At 67.7% G+C, this 15,896-nt stretch carries 14 protein-coding genes; 10 read left to right on the top strand and 4 right to left on the bottom strand.

The window, feature by feature from the left end:
• The first annotated feature begins 65 nt into the window (after positions 1–65).
• Together FFS56_RS02805 and def are read left to right on the top strand one after the other, a co-directional pair.
• Complete coding sequence (locus FFS56_RS02805; protein ID WP_127012060.1) at positions 66–1,781, top strand: MinD/ParA family protein; 1,716 nt, start codon at positions 66–68, stop codon at positions 1,779–1,781.
• The gene (def, locus tag FFS56_RS02810) at positions 1,781–2,272 is read left to right on the top strand and encodes a peptide deformylase (RefSeq protein WP_046749335.1); all 492 of its coding nucleotides are present in this window, start codon (positions 1,781–1,783) and stop codon (positions 2,270–2,272) included. Before FFS56_RS02805 ends, def begins: the two co-directional genes overlap by 1 nt.
• A 55-nt stretch (positions 2,273–2,327) precedes the next feature.
• Here the strand turns inward: def and FFS56_RS02815 are convergent, their stop codons facing one another.
• Positions 2,328–4,160 (bottom strand): AMP-dependent synthetase/ligase, encoded by a 1,833-nt coding sequence (locus tag FFS56_RS02815; protein WP_058632789.1) that lies wholly within the window; start codon positions 4,158–4,160, stop codon positions 2,328–2,330.
• Between the two features lie 151 nt (positions 4,161–4,311).
• On the opposite strand from FFS56_RS02815, the gene FFS56_RS02820 reads away from it, so the two are divergent.
• Entirely contained in the window at positions 4,312–5,001 is a 690-nt protein-coding gene (locus FFS56_RS02820; RefSeq protein WP_046749333.1) for a lysophospholipid acyltransferase family protein, read from the top strand.
• A gap of 47 nt (positions 5,002–5,048) precedes the next feature.
• Complete coding sequence (locus FFS56_RS02825; protein ID WP_046749332.1) at positions 5,049–6,389, top strand: class II 3-deoxy-7-phosphoheptulonate synthase; 1,341 nt, start codon at positions 5,049–5,051, stop codon at positions 6,387–6,389.
• Between the two features lie 110 nt (positions 6,390–6,499).
• Here the strand turns inward: FFS56_RS02825 and pknB are convergent, their stop codons facing one another.
• Positions 6,500–8,446 (bottom strand): Stk1 family PASTA domain-containing Ser/Thr kinase, encoded by a 1,947-nt coding sequence (gene pknB, locus FFS56_RS02830; protein WP_127012061.1) that lies wholly within the window; start codon positions 8,444–8,446, stop codon positions 6,500–6,502.
• Positions 8,447–8,524: 78 nt separating this feature from the next.
• On the bottom strand, positions 8,525–9,739 hold the full coding sequence (locus FFS56_RS02835) for a LysM domain-containing protein (RefSeq protein WP_127012062.1): 1,215 nt from the start codon (positions 9,737–9,739) through the stop codon (positions 8,525–8,527).
• A 132-nt stretch (positions 9,740–9,871) separates the two neighbouring features.
• Between FFS56_RS02835 and FFS56_RS02840 the strand changes: the two genes are divergently transcribed.
• The gene (locus FFS56_RS02840; protein ID WP_046749430.1) at positions 9,872–10,225 is read left to right on the top strand and encodes an Rv2175c family DNA-binding protein; all 354 of its coding nucleotides are present in this window, start codon (positions 9,872–9,874) and stop codon (positions 10,223–10,225) included.
• 4 nt (positions 10,226–10,229) lie between these two features.
• Here FFS56_RS02840 and FFS56_RS02845 read toward each other — a convergent pair whose 3' ends face one another.
• Positions 10,230–11,318 (bottom strand): polyprenyl synthetase family protein, encoded by a 1,089-nt coding sequence (locus FFS56_RS02845; protein WP_231589736.1) that lies wholly within the window; start codon positions 11,316–11,318, stop codon positions 10,230–10,232.
• 97 nt (positions 11,319–11,415) lie between these two features.
• On the opposite strand from FFS56_RS02845, the gene FFS56_RS02850 reads away from it, so the two are divergent.
• The 5 genes from FFS56_RS02850 (at position 11,416) to FFS56_RS02870 (ending at position 15,886) form a co-directional block, all read left to right on the top strand.
• Positions 11,416–11,790, top strand: a complete 375-nt coding sequence (locus FFS56_RS02850) for a DUF3040 domain-containing protein (RefSeq protein WP_046749329.1) — start codon at positions 11,416–11,418, stop codon at positions 11,788–11,790.
• 265 nt (positions 11,791–12,055) lie between these two features.
• Complete coding sequence (gene mraZ, locus FFS56_RS02855) at positions 12,056–12,487, top strand: division/cell wall cluster transcriptional repressor MraZ (protein WP_017830220.1); 432 nt, start codon at positions 12,056–12,058, stop codon at positions 12,485–12,487.
• 102 nt (positions 12,488–12,589) lie between these two features.
• A complete protein-coding gene (gene rsmH, locus FFS56_RS02860; RefSeq protein ID WP_046749328.1) occupies positions 12,590–13,528 on the top strand; it encodes a 16S rRNA (cytosine(1402)-N(4))-methyltransferase RsmH in 939 nt (312 codons plus the stop codon).
• Positions 13,525–14,091 carry a hypothetical protein gene (locus FFS56_RS02865; RefSeq protein WP_127012063.1) on the top strand — a complete coding sequence of 189 codons (567 nt, stop codon included), beginning with the start codon at positions 13,525–13,527 and terminating at the stop codon, positions 14,089–14,091. Before rsmH ends, FFS56_RS02865 begins: the two co-directional genes overlap by 4 nt.
• Positions 14,092–14,116: 25 nt before the next feature.
• A complete protein-coding gene (locus FFS56_RS02870; protein ID WP_137772077.1) occupies positions 14,117–15,886 on the top strand; it encodes a penicillin-binding protein 2 in 1,770 nt (589 codons plus the stop codon).
• The last annotated feature ends 10 nt before the right edge of the window (positions 15,887–15,896 follow it).

Raw genomic sequence — 15,896 nt, forward strand, 5'->3', positions numbered from 1 at the left:
TCTTGTGCGGGCGAGGGCCGCGCATCCGTGCGCACCCGGGGCTCGCGCAGGCTTGGAGCGACATCGTGACACCGAAGAACACCACCGACCCCGAGGACGACTCGCTGGGGGTGCTCGACGAAGCCGCGTCTCTCGACACGGCCGGTATCGGCATCCTCGGCGGGACGGCCCAGGTCCGTGTGACCCTGCCCATGAACGAGGACGACGATCTCGCCGACGACGAGGTGATCGACGGCGAGGTCATCGGAGACCTCGTTATCGATCCGGTGCCTGCCGTCGAACAGGAGACGGCGTTTCCGGCGAAGACGAAGACGAAGCCGTTGCCCGAGGCGCCCTCGATCGATACGGCGTCGGCGGAGGAGCCGCCCGCAGAGCCCGATGTCGTCACCGGTGTGATCGATTCGCCCGTGATCGAGCCGATCGCGATCGATGCGACAGCGATCGGTTCGCGTCCGCATGCGGACGCCGTCATCGATGCCGTGATCGTCGATGACGAGGAGCCCGGCGACTCGATCGCCGACGATCCCGACGCCGTTCGTGAGCGTGCTGCCGAGGAAGCGGCTGCCGAGGAAGCGGCTGCCGAGGAAGCGGCTGCCGAGGAAGAGGCTGCCGAGGAAGAGGCTGCCGAGGAAGAGGCTGCGGCGCGTCTCCTCGCTCAGGCCCGGACCGAGACGACGGCATCTGCACCGGCACCCGCCGTGCGGACACCCGCTGAGAAGGAGACCACTGTGTCCATCCCCGAAGAGAGGCCCGTCGTGGCCCAGCCGGCACGCCCGGCGGGTCGCGCGGACGTGACACTCACGTCGAAGCGCCTGGATGAGCTGGGCGAATCCTCACGCGAATCCGCTGATCTGCTGACGGCAGACCGACTGCTCGATCCGCATCAGATCACCAAGCCCGAGCCTGAGGGAGCGTGGAGTCATCTGCTGTACGCGGTCTCCGGCCGGCGGATCAACATCGGCGACGGGCGCCGCGCGCGGGAGCGCAAAGCCCTCTCCGCGCGGATCGCGGCGCCGATCGCGGGCGGAGCGCGCTTCGTGCCGGTGCTCTCCCGCAAGGGAGGGGTGGGCAAGACCACGATCACCGCGCTCCTGGGCATGGCCCTGGCCGATGCGCGCGAGGACCGGGTGATCGCGGTCGACGCGAACCCCGACCGTGGCACGCTCGCGGAGCGGATCGTGCGACCGAACCACAGCAAGTCGGTGCGCGACCTCGTCCGGATCCACGACGAAGTCAGGGGTTACCACGACATCTCCGCGATCGTTGCGCGTGACGCGACACGCCTCGACGTCCTGGCCTCCGATGCCGACCCGCGCATCGCTGAGGCCTTCAGCGACAGCGACTACCGCGACGTCGCGGACGTCGCCGCTCACTACTACTCGCTCGTCCTCACCGACACGGGGACGGGGATCGTCCACTCGGTGATGTCGGCGACCCTCGACCTGGCGGATCAGATCGTCATCGTCTCGGGGCTCAGCGTGGACGAGGCGAGACTCGCATCCGAGACGCTCACGTGGCTCGAGACCAACGGGTACGCGGAGCAGGCGCGGGAGGCGATCGTCGTCCTCAATCAGTCCACGCCGGGCGCTCCGCTCGTGCGTCTGAACGAACTGCAGGCGCACTTCGCCACGCGGGCCCGGAGTGTCGTCCGCGTGCCGTACGACCCGCAGATCGCCGGGGGAGGGGCGATCGTGTTCGCCAACCTCCTGCCGGAGACACGGATCGCCGCCCGCGAACTCGCCGCGTTGCTCGTCGAGGGCCTCCGGGCGAAGGCCGCCTGATGGCCGTCCGTGAGATCCGCATCTTCGGCGACCCCGTCCTGCGCACGGTCTGCGCCCCGATCGAGGAGATCGACGACGGAGTGCGCGCCCTCGTCGCAGACCTGGTCGATACCGTCGAGCTCCCCGGGCGCGCAGGCGTGGCCGCGCCTCAGATCGGCGTCGCCCTGCGCGCGTTCAGCTACAACATCGACGGTGACATCGGATATGTCCTCAACCCCGTGCTGACCGAAGTCCGCGGCGAGCCCGAGCCGACGGGGGAGGGCTGCCTCTCGGTCCCCGGCCTGTGGCACGACGCGCAGCGCCATCCATGGGCACGCGTGGAGGGAATCGACCTCGACGGCAACCCGGTGGTCCTCGAAGGCGAGGGCCTCCTCGCCCAGGCTCTGCAGCACGAGACCGATCACCTGGACGGCAAGCTCTTCCTGACTCGCCTCGACCCGGAGACGCGCAAGATCGCGATGCGGGAGGTGCGGGAGAGTTCCTGGTTCTGATGAGCACACGAAGAAGGGCCCCGCACCTGCGGGGCCCTTCTTCGTGTCCTCAGGGTCAGCCGCCGATCGGCACGTTCGTGGTGGCGACGGGCTCGTCATAGATCGCGGCGATCTCGTCGGCGAAGTCGTTCATGATGATGTTGCGCTTGATCGAGAGCTTCGGCGTCAGGTGACCGGAGGCTTCCGTCCACTCGGAGTCGAGGATCGTGAACTTGCGGATCGACTCCGCGCGCGAGACACGGCCGTTCGCGGCATCGACCGCACGCTGCACCTCCGCGCGCACCGCCGCGTTCTTCGAAGCATCGGCGAGCGACATCGTGCCCTCGAGTCCGTTGTTCGCGAGCCATGTCGGGAGCATCTCCGGGTCGAGCGTCACCAGGGCCGAGATGAACGGACGCTGGTCGCCGACCACGACGACCTGCCCGATGATCGGGTTCGCGCGGATCGGGTCCTCGAGCGCGGCGGGTGCGACGTTCTTGCCGCCGGCGGTGACGATGATCTCCTTCTTGCGGCCGGTGATCGTCAGGAATCCCTCGGAGTCGAAGCTGCCGATGTCGCCCGTGTGGAACCAGCCGCCTTCGCTGAAGGCGTCGGCCGTCGCCTCCGGGTTGTTCCAGTACTCCTTGAACACGTTGATGCCGCGGACCTCGATCTCGCCGTCGTCGGCGAGACGCACACCGACGCCGGGGAGAGCGGGACCGACGGTGCCGATCTTCGACTTGTCCGCCAGGTTCACCGTCGCGGGGGCCGTCGTCTCCGTCAGGCCGTAGCCCTCGAGGATCACCACACCGAGGCTGTGGAAGAAGTGTCCGAGTCGTGAGCCCAGGGGAGCGGAGCCGGACACCGCGTAGACGACGTTGCCGCCCATGGCCTCACGGAGCTTGCTGTAGACGAGCTTGTTGAACAGCGCGAACTTGAGCTTCATGCCGAACGGGATCGGCTTGCCCTCCTCGAGCAGCTTCGAGTGCTCGACCGCGACCTCGGCGGCGGCGCGGAAGATCTTCCCCTTGCCCCCGGCTTCCGCCTTCTGCTCCGCCGAGTTGTAGACCTTCTCGAAGACGCGCGGCACGGCGAGGAGGAAGGTCGGCTTGAACGACCCGAGTGCAGGCAGGAGCTGGCGCGTGTCGGGCTGGTGCCCGGTGCGCACTCCGGCGTGGACATCGAGGATCGAGATGAATCGCGCGAACACGTGCGCGGTGGTGATGAAGAGGAGTGTGGATGCGCCGGGCGTCTGGACGACTTCGTCCAGTGCCTTCGCCGAGTTGCGCGACAGCTCGACGAAGTTGCTGTGCGTGAGGACGCATCCCTTCGGGCGGCCTGTGGACCCCGAGGTGTAGATGAGCGTCGCGATATCGGAACCGACAGCGAGGTTTCGCCGGCGCTCGATCTCGGAGTCGCTCACCGACGCGCCCTGGGCCGTCAGAGTGTCGATCGCTCCGAGGTGCAGCTGCCAGACTTCGCGGAGCAGCGGCAGGTCGCCGCGCACCTCGTCGACGCGGGCGAAATGCTCCGGCGACTCCACGATGAGCGCGATCGCACCGGAGTCTTCGAGGATCCACTGGATCTGCGAGGGGGAGCTGGTCTCATAGATCGGCACCATCACGGCGCCGGTGTAGAACAACGCGAAGTCGACGAGGGTCCACTCGTATGTGGTGCGCGCCAGGAAGCCGACCTTCTCTCCGGGCTGGATGCCTGCTGCGGCGAAGCCCTTCGCGAGCGCGATCACCGCGGTCTGGAAGTCGGCGGCGGAGATGTCGCGCCACCCGTCTCCCTCCGGGACGGAGAACAACGCCCGATCCGGCGTCGCCTCCACGCGCTTCACCAGGAGGTCGGCGACGTTCGCGTCGGGATCGGCGGGGACGATCGCGGGGACTTCAAACTGGACCACGGCAGCTCCTTCGGTACCGGTCGGGCACGGACTTCCATCGAGTCTAGGGCATGGAACCCAGTCGCTCTCCAGGTGGAACTGGGTCGCGGAAGCGGGAGAGCTGAAGAGACCGCTCGGTCGGAGCCCGGGCGCGGCGCTAGACTTCACCACGATGTTCTACTGGCTGATGAAGTACGTGGTGATCGGCCCCGTGGTCAAGGCGGTGTTCCGCCCGTGGATCGTGGGGAGGAACAACGTGCCCGCGAACGGGGCGGCGATCCTGGCGAGCAATCATCTCTCGTTCGCAGACTCCATCTTCCTTCCACTGGTCATCGACCGGTCGATGTCCTTCCTCGCCAAGAGCGACTACTTCACCGGTCGGGGCCTCAAAGGGTGGGCGACGAAGTTCTTCATGAAGGCCACCGGGCAGATCCCCATCGACCGATCGGGTGGCAAGGCTTCCGAGGCGTCACTCAACACGGGGCTCCAGGTGCTGGGCGGGGGCGATCTGCTCGGGATCTACCCCGAGGGGACGCGTAGCCCCGACGGCAAGCTGTACCGGGGCCGGACCGGCATCGCCAGGATGGCGCTCGAGGCGAAGGTCCCCGTCGTGCCGGTGATCATGGTCGACACCGACACAGCGATGCCCATCGGAAGGCGACTGCCCCGCATCGTGCGGGTCGGAATCGTGATCGGGGAGCCGCTCGACTTCTCCCGATACGCTGGCATGGAGAACGATCGGTACATCCTCCGCTCGGTCACGGACGAGATCATGGTGGCGCTCCAGCGTCTCGGTGAGCAGAAGTACGAAGACGTCTACGCGTCGACGGTCAAGGACCGGATCCCGACCCGCGTCACATAGGCCCGACGCGGATCTCGGTGGTACCGGCGACCACTAGGCTGGAACGCATGCTCCCGCACCACATCGAAGCCCTTGATGCATGGCGCTCGCTTCCCATCAAGCAGCAGCCGCAGTGGCCCGACGCGGACCGCGTCGCCGACGTCTCCCAGCAGATCGCGACCCTCCCGCCGCTGGTCTTCGCCGGCGAGGTCGACAACCTTCGCGACCGGCTCGCGCGCGCGGCGTCCGGCCAGGCGTTCCTGCTCCAGGGCGGCGACTGCGCCGAGACCTTCGCCGGAGCGACTGCCGAGCAGATCCGCAACCGCATCAAGACGGTGCTGCAGATGGCGGTCGTGCTCACGTACGGCGCCTCGATGCCCATCGTCAAGATGGGCCGCATGGCGGGGCAGTTCGCGAAGCCGCGCTCGAGCGACTCCGAGACCCGTGGCGACGTCACGCTGCCCGCGTACCGCGGCGACATCGTGAACGGCTACGACTTCACCGAGGGCTCCCGCACGGCCGATCCCGGTCGACTGCTGCAGGGCTACCACACGGCGGCATCGACGCTGAACCTGATCCGTGCCTTCACGCAGGGCGGGTTCGCCGATCTCCGCGAGGTGCACTCCTGGAACAAGGGCTTCGCGCAGAACCCGGCCAACCAGCGGTACGAGCGCATGGCGGCGGAGATCGACCGCGCGATCAAGTTCATGGAAGCGGCGGGAGCCGACTTCGACGAACTCAAGCGCGTCGAGTTCTTCACGGGGCACGAGGGTCTGCTGATGGACTACGAGCGTCCGATGACGCGCATCGACTCGCGCACGGACACGCCGTACAACACCTCCGCCCACTTCCTCTGGATCGGAGAGCGCACGCGTGAGCTCGACGGTGCGCACGTTGACTACTTCTCCAAGATCCGCAATCCCATCGGAGTGAAGCTCGGACCGACCACGTCGCCCGAGACCGCCCTCGCGCTGATCGACAAGCTCGACCCCGAGCGCGAGCCCGGGCGCCTGACCTTCATCACGCGCATGGGAGCGGGCAAGATCCGCGACGCCCTGCCGCCGCTGCTCGAAGCGGTCCGTGACTCCGGCGCCCAGCCGTTGTGGGTCACCGACCCGATGCACGGCAACGGCATCACCACGCCGACCGGCTACAAGACGCGTCGCTTCGACGACGTCGTCGACGAAGTGCGGGGCTTCTTCGAAGCGCACCGCGCGGTCGGCACGTTCCCCGGCGGCATCCACGTCGAGCTGACCGGCGACGACGTCACCGAGTGCCTCGGTGGGTCCGAGCAGATCGACGAGGCGGCCCTGGCCACTCGCTACGAGAGCCTGTGCGACCCGCGTCTGAATCACATGCAGTCGCTCGAGCTCGCCTTCCTGGTGGCGGAGGAGCTCGAGAAGCGCTGACCTCCCACACGGGACGAAAAGGAGCCGCCCTCCCCGAGACCATCGGGGAGGGCGGCTCCTTTTCGTTCTTCGTCGCACATGCGAGCGCTCGACCGAACGGGTAGGGCCTCTCAGCCGCTGAGCTGAATCGAGAGGTTCACGGTGCCGCCACGCGGGAGGGACTTGTCCGAGCCCGGATCCTGGCCCGTGACCTTGGCCATCTCGGCGAAACCGGGCAGGTCTCCCCAGGCGGCGTAGGTCGACTTGAAACCCTTGTCCGAGAGGATCTTCTTCGCCTCGTTCAGGGTCTTGCCCGAGACGTCGGGCACGGGGAAGAGCTCCGGGCCCTTCGAGACGATCAGCTGCACGCTGTCTCCCGGCCGCCAGTTGCCCTCTTCTGCGCGATCGGCGACCCCGATCACCACATCCTTGGACACGCTGTCGCTGAAGACGTACTGCGGGTCGGCGGTGACGGTGAGTCCCTTGTCCGTGAGGGTGGAGGTCGCCTTGTCGACCGACATGCCGGCGACGTCGGGGAACTCGCCGGCCGAGACGAACAGCTCGACGGTGTCGTCCTCGAAGATCTCGCACCCGTCGCCGCAGATGTATGACTCCCCGCCCGCCCTGGGCGTGACGGAGGCGTTGATGACGATGCCGGCGTCGGCGTCGGAGAAGAGCAGGAGCGAGGTGTCCGTGACATTGACGTTGAGTCCGGCCAGGTAGTCGCGCGCATCCTGCTCGGCGCGTCCGTTCAGCGGATCGAGGGTGTGGGACGCCGGTCCTGCGGAAACGATCACGGAGACCGAGGCGCCCTTGTCGAGGCGCACGCCCTCGGCCGGATCGGTCTCGATCACCGTTCCGGCGGGGATGTCGATGGAGAACTCGTCCTTCTGCGTGGGGACGAACCCGGCTTCGGTCAGGGTTGCTGCTGCCGCGTCGTACGTGCCGCCGGCGACGGCTGGTACGGCGATGAGCGAACCAGGGCCGGAACCGAACCACCAGCCGACCCCGCCGGCGAGCACCGCGAGCAGCAGGACGAGAGCGAGCAGGAAGGCACCGCGGGCGCGACGTTTGGATGCGCGTCTGCGCAGGAGCGTCGCGTTGTCCAGTGTCGCAGGGACGGGAGCCGTAGGGTCGGCGGGGGGCATGGTGCCCGGCATCACCTTGGTGAGGTCTCCGGAATCACCGTGGCTGTGCTGCGGGGCGGTGGCTCTGGCCGTGGTCGGGGCGATGCCGAGGTCGCGCTCGATCTCCCGCAGGCGCTCGAGCATCTGCTGGGCATCGTCCGGTCGATCGTCCGGTGACTTCTCGGTGGCCCAGAGCACGAGCTCGTCGAGCTGCTCCGGTACGGCAGGATTGCGCACGCTGGGACGCGGTACCGATTCCGTGGCGTGCTGGAACGCGATCTGCATCGGCTGCTCGCCCTTGTACGGCTGTTCGCCGACCAGCATCTCGTAGAGCATGATGCCGAGGGCGTAGATGTCGCTGCGGGCATCGGCGGTGCCGCGCGTGACGAGTTCGGGGGCGAGGTAGGCGATCGTCCCGAGCAGCTGCTGTCCGGTCGCGGTGTTCGCGGTGGTCGCCCGTGCCAATCCGAAGTCGCCGATCTTGATGCGACCGTCTTCCGCGAGGAGGACGTTCTCCGGCTTCACATCGCGATGCACGATCCCCGCGCGGTGTGCCGCAGAGAGGCCCGCCAGGATCGCGTCCATGATCGTGATGGTCTGCGGGATCGTCAGACGTTTCTGCTCGCGGAGGAGCTCACGCAGCGTGATGCCGGGGAGGTACTCCATCACGAGATAGGCGAGTTCGCCATCCTGCCCCTGGTCGAACACATTCACGACATGGGGGTCGGCCAGGCGGGCAGCGGCTCTCGCCTCCTGGATGAAGCGGCTCTGGAAAGCGGAGTCGTCGCTGAGGTGCGCGTGCATCACCTTGAGAGCGATGCGTCGTTCGAGGCGGAGGTCGGTCGCGACGTACACCGTCGCCATGCCACCCCGAGCGATGCGAGCGCGGACGCGGTACCGGCCGTCGACAAGCCGCCCGATGAGGGGGTCGGCCTGCTGATTGGTCGTCACGTCAGAATTCTATGGAGAACTGCCTGAAAGACAGGGGAGCGGCTCACCCCTCGCACCTGCGGGTTTTCCCGGATGTCGTCAACCGTGGAGCGCGAGCCAGGCATATGCCTGCGCCTCCCACTGTCCGTACCTCTCGGGATAGGCCGAGATCTGGACCGCCTGAGCAGCGTCGGTGAAGGCCATGTTCTCCCAGCCGGGGATGTCGAGAAGCCCGCGGGTCACCTGGCCGTTGGGGTCGCTCTGCCCTCCGTAGAACACGCGAGTGCTCCGATCGGCGTCCATGATCTGGGCCGGCGTTCCCCAGCCGGTGCTCGGACGCTGCTGGAAGATGCCGAGTGAGTCGCGGTCGCCCCAGTCGAGATTTCGCAGACCCGACTCGACCATGCCGGTGGCGAGAGCGATCGCGATCGCCCGATCGGACACCCCGATCTCGCGGCCGACGCGGATGATGAGCGCGGCGTTCGAGGCCTGCTCGGCCGTCAGCACCGCTGTCTGCGGGCCACTCGCCGCCGAGGGGGTCGCCGACGGGGCCGGTGCAGGCGCTGTCGGCGGCGTGCCCTGGAGGGAGAGGGCCTGGCCCGGGTAGATGATCGACGACGGCCCGAGACCGTTCGCGGCGTACAGCGCCTGCGTGGTGGTGCCGTACTTCTGCGCGATGCCGAACAGGGTGTCGCCTGCGACGACGGTATGGGACGCGGCGGACGCCGGGGCCGGAGCCGGGGTCGGCGCCGCGGCCGCTATGGGAGCGGCAGCAGTCGGCGCGCCGACCGAGCCGCTGATGACGAGGTTCTGGCCGGGGTAGATCACCGAGGCGCGTGTGAGCCCGTTTGCCGCGAGGACGGCATCGACGGAGGTCCCGTACTTCCGGGCGATGGCGTACACGGTGTCGCCGGAGACGACCTGATGCGTCGCGGCGGCCGCGGGAGCAGAGGCTTGGGGCGTCGCAGGGGCTGCCGGCGCGACCGAGGGCGCGAGCGTGAGTGTCTGGCCGGGGTGGATCACCGAGCGCCAGGAGAGTCCGTTCCAGGTCAGGACATCGACCGTGCGCAATCCGAAGCGCGAGGCGATCGCCGAAACCGTGTCGCCGGGCTGGACGCGGTAGGTCGATGGTGCGGCCTCGGCGGGTGCGACGCGTGCTGGAAGAAGGCGAGGCCGCTCGACGGCAGTCGTGTCCGCGTGCACAGTCGCTCCGGCCGGCGCAGCGGTGAGAGTGGTCGCCAGTGCTCCGAGCACCGCTGCAGGCACTCCGATCTGCAGGTGTCGCGTTCGCCGTGTGGCGGTCTTCAGAGTCAAGGTCTGCCCCCTTTTTTCGAGCTTTTCACGCTGACACGGATGTAAACAGAAGTCAACAGAAGTGACGCAAGTGAACAGTGTGACTGGAGTGCCGACATGCGCAGATCATCCGGAGGTGAGATAGTGGGCGACGTGTCTGAGAACGTTGCCGGAACCCCTGCCGCCGTCGAGTGGCTGACGATGCCCGACCTCGTCGAGGTGCTCGACGAACCCCTCGGCCGTGTGCGCCGTCTGATCGATGAGCACTATCTCGTCGGCTCTCGTCGCAACGGAGCATTCGCGGTGCCGTCCGTCTTCATCGTCGACGGACACCCGCTGAGCTCACTGCGTGGCACCGTGATCGTGCTTCAGGACGCCGGGTTCACCGACGACGAGCTGATCGACTGGCTCCTCGCGGAGGAGGAGAGCCTGGGGCGTTCCCCGATCGACGCCCTGCTGGCCGGGCACAAGAGTTCCGTGCGGCGCTTGGCGCGCACGCTCGCCTGATCCGTCAGGCCGAGCGCACCGTCGCCGCTCGTGCGAGATCACGCAGCTCACCGACCGCGGCGTTGTCCAGTCGGGCGCCTGACAGGGCGCGATCGGCGTCGCGGGCATAGCCGGTGATCATCGCCTCCAGCTGATCCACGGCCCCCGAGTCGCGGATGGTGGCCTGGAGGAACGTCACCTGCTGCGGCGTGAGCTCCGGGTCGCCCAGCATCTCGTCCAGCAGGTTCCGCGCGGACGCGTCCAGCGTCTGCCTGGTGAGAGCGATCAGGACGGTTCGCTTGCCCTCCCGGAGGTCGTCCCCGGTCGGCTTGCCCGTGACGGACGGGTCGCCGAACACTCCGAGCACATCGTCGCGCAGCTGGAAGGCCATGCCGACGGGATGTCCGAAGCGGCGCAGCGCCTCCGTCTGATCAGGCTCGGCCCCGGCGAACGCGCCGCCGAGAACCAGAGGTTGCTCGATGCTGTACCTCGCGGACTTGAGCGATGCCACGCGCAACGCCCGTTCCGCGTGCAGGCTCCCGTCGTTCACGCTCCACGCCGATTCCTCGGCGATGTCGAGGAACTGACCGGTCGTGACATCCCTCCGCATCCTCGCGTACTCGGAACGCACGGCGCGTGCGTGCGGCTGCCCGTCGAGGGCCGATTCCAGCAGGTCATCGCTCCAGGCGACGAGGAGATCGCCGAGGAGGATCGCTGAGGCGCGGCCGAAGGCGTCTGCGTCGCCCGCCCATCCCGCGGCGCGGTGGGAGGCCTCGAGGGCACGGTGCGCGGCAGGGCGGCCACGGCGTGTGTCCGAGTTGTCGATCAGGTCATCGTGGACGAGCGCCGCGGACTGGAAGATTTCCAGCGCGGTGCAGATGTCCCACAGCGCGTCGGGCTCTGTCGCGTCGCGGTCTCTGAAAGCCGAGACGGCACGCCAACCCGCATGGCAGAAGCGCGCACGCAGGCGTTTGCCGCCGTCGAGGGTGCCGGCGGCCGCGTCGAGGAACGCCGCCGCGTCCGGACCGTAGTCCGTCGCTTCGTCCCGCATCCGCGAGAGGAAGTGGTCGAGGTGTGCGGCGACGGCGTCGGGGACGGGGGAGGAGGACGGCACGACTCCCAGCATACGTAAAGCAAGGGTGGGTCGAACTGCTAGCCCCGGACGCCTTCGCGCGCGTAGAATGGAAGGCACGATACCCGAGGGGGACGAAATGCCACTCTCCGAACAGGAGCAGCGTCTGCTCGACGAGATGGAACGCCATCTCCTTCACAATGATGCCGACGTCGTGACCGCGCCGTCCGGTGACCGAGCTCTGAGCTACCGAAATCTCGTCTACGGTGCGCTCCTGCTGCTCGCCGGTGTCGGTGGTCTGGTCGCCGGCGTCATCCTCGGCGGTGTCTGGGGAATCGTCGTCGGCGTCGTCGGTTTCGCGGCGATGCTCGCCGGAGTCATGGTGGCCGTGACGCCCGTTCGGCGGACGACCGCGACGGCACCGCGAGAGCACTCCGCACCGAAGCGACAGGAATCCGCGTCGTTCATGGATCGTATGAACGATCGATGGGATCGACGCCAAGACGGTCACTGACCTCTCTCACATCTTCACCACCGAATCCCGGATGCTCAGCATCCGGGCTTCGGTCGTTAACGCCGGGCGGGGGAGGGTCGGCCGCTGACCCGGGAGATCCCTCCACTCATCCTCCACCTTCCTCCACCGCGGAATCTCGCGGTTTTTTGGCATGCCCGCTCGCGCTGGCCGCGATCGTCTGCGGATTGGTCGTAGGTATGTGGAGGAAAGTGGAGTAAAGTGGGGCGCACCTCGAGTTGGCCGGACGCAGAGGGGGTGGTGGCCGATGTTGCTGGGTACGCACTCTCCGAAGCTGGACGACAAAGGACGGGTCATCCTTCCTGCGAAGTTCCGCGAAGACCTCGGCGGCGGCATCGTCGTCACCCGAGGGCAGGAACGGTGCCTCTACGTGTTCAGCACGGCCGAGTTCGAGGCGATGCACGAGCGGATCCGGCAGGCACCGCTCGCCAACAAGCAGGCGCGTGACTTCATGCGCCTGTTCCTCTCCGGAGCCAGCGCGGAGATGCCAGACAGCCAGAACCGCATCACCATCCCGGCGCACCTGCGTCAGTACGCAGGTCTGCAGAAGGAACTCATCGTCACCGGAGTCGGCGCCCACGCCGAGATCTGGGACGCGGAGAGCTGGAACGCCTACCTCGCCGCCGGCGAGGAGACCTACTCCGACCTCGAGCAGGAGGTGATTCCGGGACTCTTCTGACCACGGCTGTGATGCCCCGCCGCTCCCGCCCCGACACACTTCCCCGGTGCCGGGTCGAGAAGCGGAGGGGGATCAGAGCCGAAGGTCACCCCGAGAAAGATCATGAACCTCCGAGACATCCACACCCCCGTCCTGCTCGACCGCTGTGTCGAGCTGCTCGCTCCTTCCCTTCACGCGGACGGTGCGGTCCTCGTCGACGCCACCCTCGGCATGGGCGGCCACTCGGAGGCGCTGCTCGAACGCTTCCCGAACATCCGTCTGGTCGGGCTCGACCGAGACACCGATGCGCTGCGCATCGCGGGGGAGCGACTGGCACGATTCCGAGACCGTGTGACTCTCGTACACACGGTGTATGACGAGATCGGCCTGCATGCGCAGGGCGCGTCCGGCATCCTGTTCGATCTCGGGGTGTCCTCCCTGCAGCTCGACGAGGCCGAGCGCGGCTTCGCGTACTCCAAGGACGCTCCCCTCGACATGCGGATGGACCAGACCAAGGGCGTCACCGCCGCCGATGTCATCGCCACGTACAGCGAAGGCAACCTCCGTCGCATCTTCGAGCGCTACGGCGAGGAGAAGCTCGCCGGCCGTTACGCCCGCTTCATCATCGAGGCACGTCAGAAGCAGCCCATCACGCGGTCGGGCGAGCTCGTCGACATCCTCATCGCGGCCACTCCCGCTGCCGCGCAACGAGCGGGGCACCCCGCCAAGCGCGTCTTCCAGGCGCTGCGCATCGAGGTCAACACGGAACTCAATGTGCTGGCCGACGCGATCCCCTCGGCCATGGATGCGCTCAGCGTCGGAGGACGCATCGTCGTGATGTCGTATCAGTCGCTCGAAGACCGCCTCGTGAAGCAGGCGTTCGCCGCCGCGGCCGCCTCATCCGCACCTGCCGGTCTTCCGGTCGAACTCCCCGAACACGCCCCGCGATTCCGCATCCTGACCAAGGGCGCAGAACTCGCCGACGATGATGAGCGCGCGCGCAACCCGCGGGCGATCCCGGTGCGTCTGCGCGCCGCCGAGAAGCTGCGGGAGAGCGCATGAGCCTGAACGCCGTCGTCCGGAAGCCGGTACAGCCGGTCGCGCCGGAGAAGACTCCGCAGCGGAAGCTGCAGCCGGTCACGCATCCCGCCGCCCGCCGCAAGCCCAAGCTCGCCTATGCGCTCGTCGCGCTGGGGGGAGCGCTCGCGATCGGCGCCGCGCAGATCGCGCTCTCGCTCGCGATCACCCAGGACTCGTTCACCCTCGCCAGTCTCTCGTCGCAGCAGCGCGAACTCAACCTCAAGACGCACGCTCTCCAGGAGGAACTGACCGGGGTCAGCTCCCCGCAGGTGCTCGCGAGCAGCGCGGCCGGACTCGGAATGGTGGTCGCCGGATCGCCGTCGTATCTGCGCCTCAGCGATGGAGCCGTCTTCGGTACCGGCGACGGCGCCGATTGGACCTCTACGGTCAACCCTGACGGCGTCGGAGCCGTGAGCAACTCGCTCATCGTGGAACCGCCGCCTCCTCCTGCACAGGAGACGGACGGCGCAGCGACGACCGAGCAGCCGACACAAGAGCTTCCGCCGCCGATCACCGACGGCCTGCCGAGCCCCACGACGCACTGACACCCACGATCGACGGAGAGATCCCATGACGACACGAGCCACCCGCGGACCGCGGCGACGCACAGTCGTCGCCCTCGCCGTCATCCTCTCGGTGCTGTGCGCCTTCGTCGTGCGGCTGGTCGACATCCAGGTGGTCAGCGCCGACGAGCATGTCTCCGACTCTCTCGAGCACATCGGGGCGAGTTCGGCCATCTCCGGACAGCGCGGATCGATCGTCGACTCCTCCGGGACAGTGCTCGCCTCCAGCGTGATGGTCTACGACGCTCAGCTCAGCCCCCAGGTCATCATGCTCATGGAGGAGAACGACCCCAAGCTGCCGTGGGCCGAGGCTTCCGAGAAGATCGCGGCCATCACCGGGCAGTCCGGGGAGGAAGTGCGTGCGCTGGTGTCGAACGCCCTCGCCGAGAACCCGAACAGCCAGTACGCACCCCTCAAGAAGGGGCTGAACACCGAGCAGTACATGAAGCTGAGGGACTTGGGAGTCGGCTCCTATCTCGCACTCAAGGCGCGTGAGACCCGGGTTTACCCGAACGGCGCGGTCGCCGGGAACCTCCTCGGCTACCTCGACAGCTCCGGCGAGGCGCAGGCCGGCGTGGAGCAGCTGGACGACTCCTGCCTCGCGCCCGTCGACGGCGAGGAGAGCTATCGCATCGGCAAGGACGGGGTCGTGATCCCCGGGAGCGAGCGCACGGTCGACGCCGTGAACGGCGGCTCCGTGCAGTTGACCATCAACAGCGATCTCAACTGGTACCTGCAGCAGATGATCGCCGAGGAGGCGCAGACCCAGGGCGCCGAGGGCGGCACGGTCACGGTGGTCGAGGTGAAGACCGGCAAGATCAGGGCGGCGGCCGAATGGCCCGCGCTTGACCCCAACGATCTCGATGCCTCGACACCGGCGACGAGGGCCAGCCAGATCTTCCACAGGGACTTCGAGCCGGGCTCGACGTTCAAGGCGATCACCGCGGCCGCGGCCATCGAGGGCGCCGGCCTCACCCCCTACAGCACCGTCAGCGCGGCCTCTCGCGAGAAGTTCCCGAACGGCGCCGTCGTCAACGACGCCTTCACCCACCCCGCCTACAACTACACCCTCGCCGGCGGACTCATCGACTCGTCGAACGTCGCACTGTCGAAGTTCGGCACCATGGTGAGTCCCGAGGTCCGCTACGACTACCTCGAGCGGTTCGGGGTCGGCGACAAGACGCTCGACTTCCCGTCCGAGGTCGGCGGCATCCTGCACCCTGTCAAGGACTGGGACAGCCAGTCGCTGTACACGACCACGTTCGGCCAGTACTTCACGGTGACGGCAGCCCAGCTCGCCGGCGCCTACCAGGCGATCGCCAACGGCGGAGAGAAGATCGATCTCTCGCTCGTCGAGTCGTGCACGGGATCCGACGGCAAGGTCACCACACCGGCAGATCCGAAGCACGAGCAGATCATCAAGGAGCAGACGGCCGGCGAGCTCACCCGGATGCTGGAGAACGTCGCGGTGCAGGGCGGCAATGCGGAGCGCATCCAGGTGCCGGGCTACCGCGTGACCAGCAAGACGGGTACTGCCCAGGTCTCCGACGGCAACGGTGGATACAAGTCCGGGGTGTACTACACCAGCATGGTGGGCTTCGCACCGGTCGACGATCCGCAGTACGTCGTCGTGGTCACCCTCGACGAGCCGACTAAGGTTGTATCGTCCGCGGCCACCGCATCCGCCTTCCAGAAGGCGATGACGCAGGTGATGAAAACCTATCGCGTGATGCCGTCCTCTGTCCCGATGGACGAGCTCCTCCCCAAGTTCGGATAGTCGGCGAGAG

It is taken from the genome of Microbacterium sp. Beta, assembly GCF_005502545.1.
Classification (GTDB): Bacteria; Actinomycetota; Actinomycetes; order Actinomycetales; family Microbacteriaceae; genus Microbacterium; species Microbacterium oxydans.

Excerpts from the sequence above, each read along its gene's own strand:
- mraZ (WP_017830220.1), top strand. The coding sequence starts at position 12,056 with ATGTTGCTGGGTACGCACTCTCCGAAGCTGGACGACAAAGGACGGGTC.
- def (WP_046749335.1), top strand. The coding sequence starts at position 1,781 with ATGGCCGTCCGTGAGATCCGCATCTTCGGCGACCCCGTCCTGCGCACG.
- rsmH (WP_046749328.1), top strand. The coding sequence starts at position 12,590 with ATGAACCTCCGAGACATCCACACCCCCGTCCTGCTCGACCGCTGTGTC.
- FFS56_RS02870 (WP_137772077.1), top strand. The coding sequence starts at position 14,117 with ATGACGACACGAGCCACCCGCGGACCGCGGCGACGCACAGTCGTCGCC.
- FFS56_RS02820 (WP_046749333.1), top strand. The coding sequence starts at position 4,312 with ATGTTCTACTGGCTGATGAAGTACGTGGTGATCGGCCCCGTGGTCAAG.
- FFS56_RS02825 (WP_046749332.1), top strand. The coding sequence starts at position 5,049 with ATGCTCCCGCACCACATCGAAGCCCTTGATGCATGGCGCTCGCTTCCC.
- FFS56_RS02865 (WP_127012063.1), top strand. The coding sequence starts at position 13,525 with ATGAGCCTGAACGCCGTCGTCCGGAAGCCGGTACAGCCGGTCGCGCCG.
- FFS56_RS02850 (WP_046749329.1), top strand. The coding sequence starts at position 11,416 with ATGCCACTCTCCGAACAGGAGCAGCGTCTGCTCGACGAGATGGAACGC.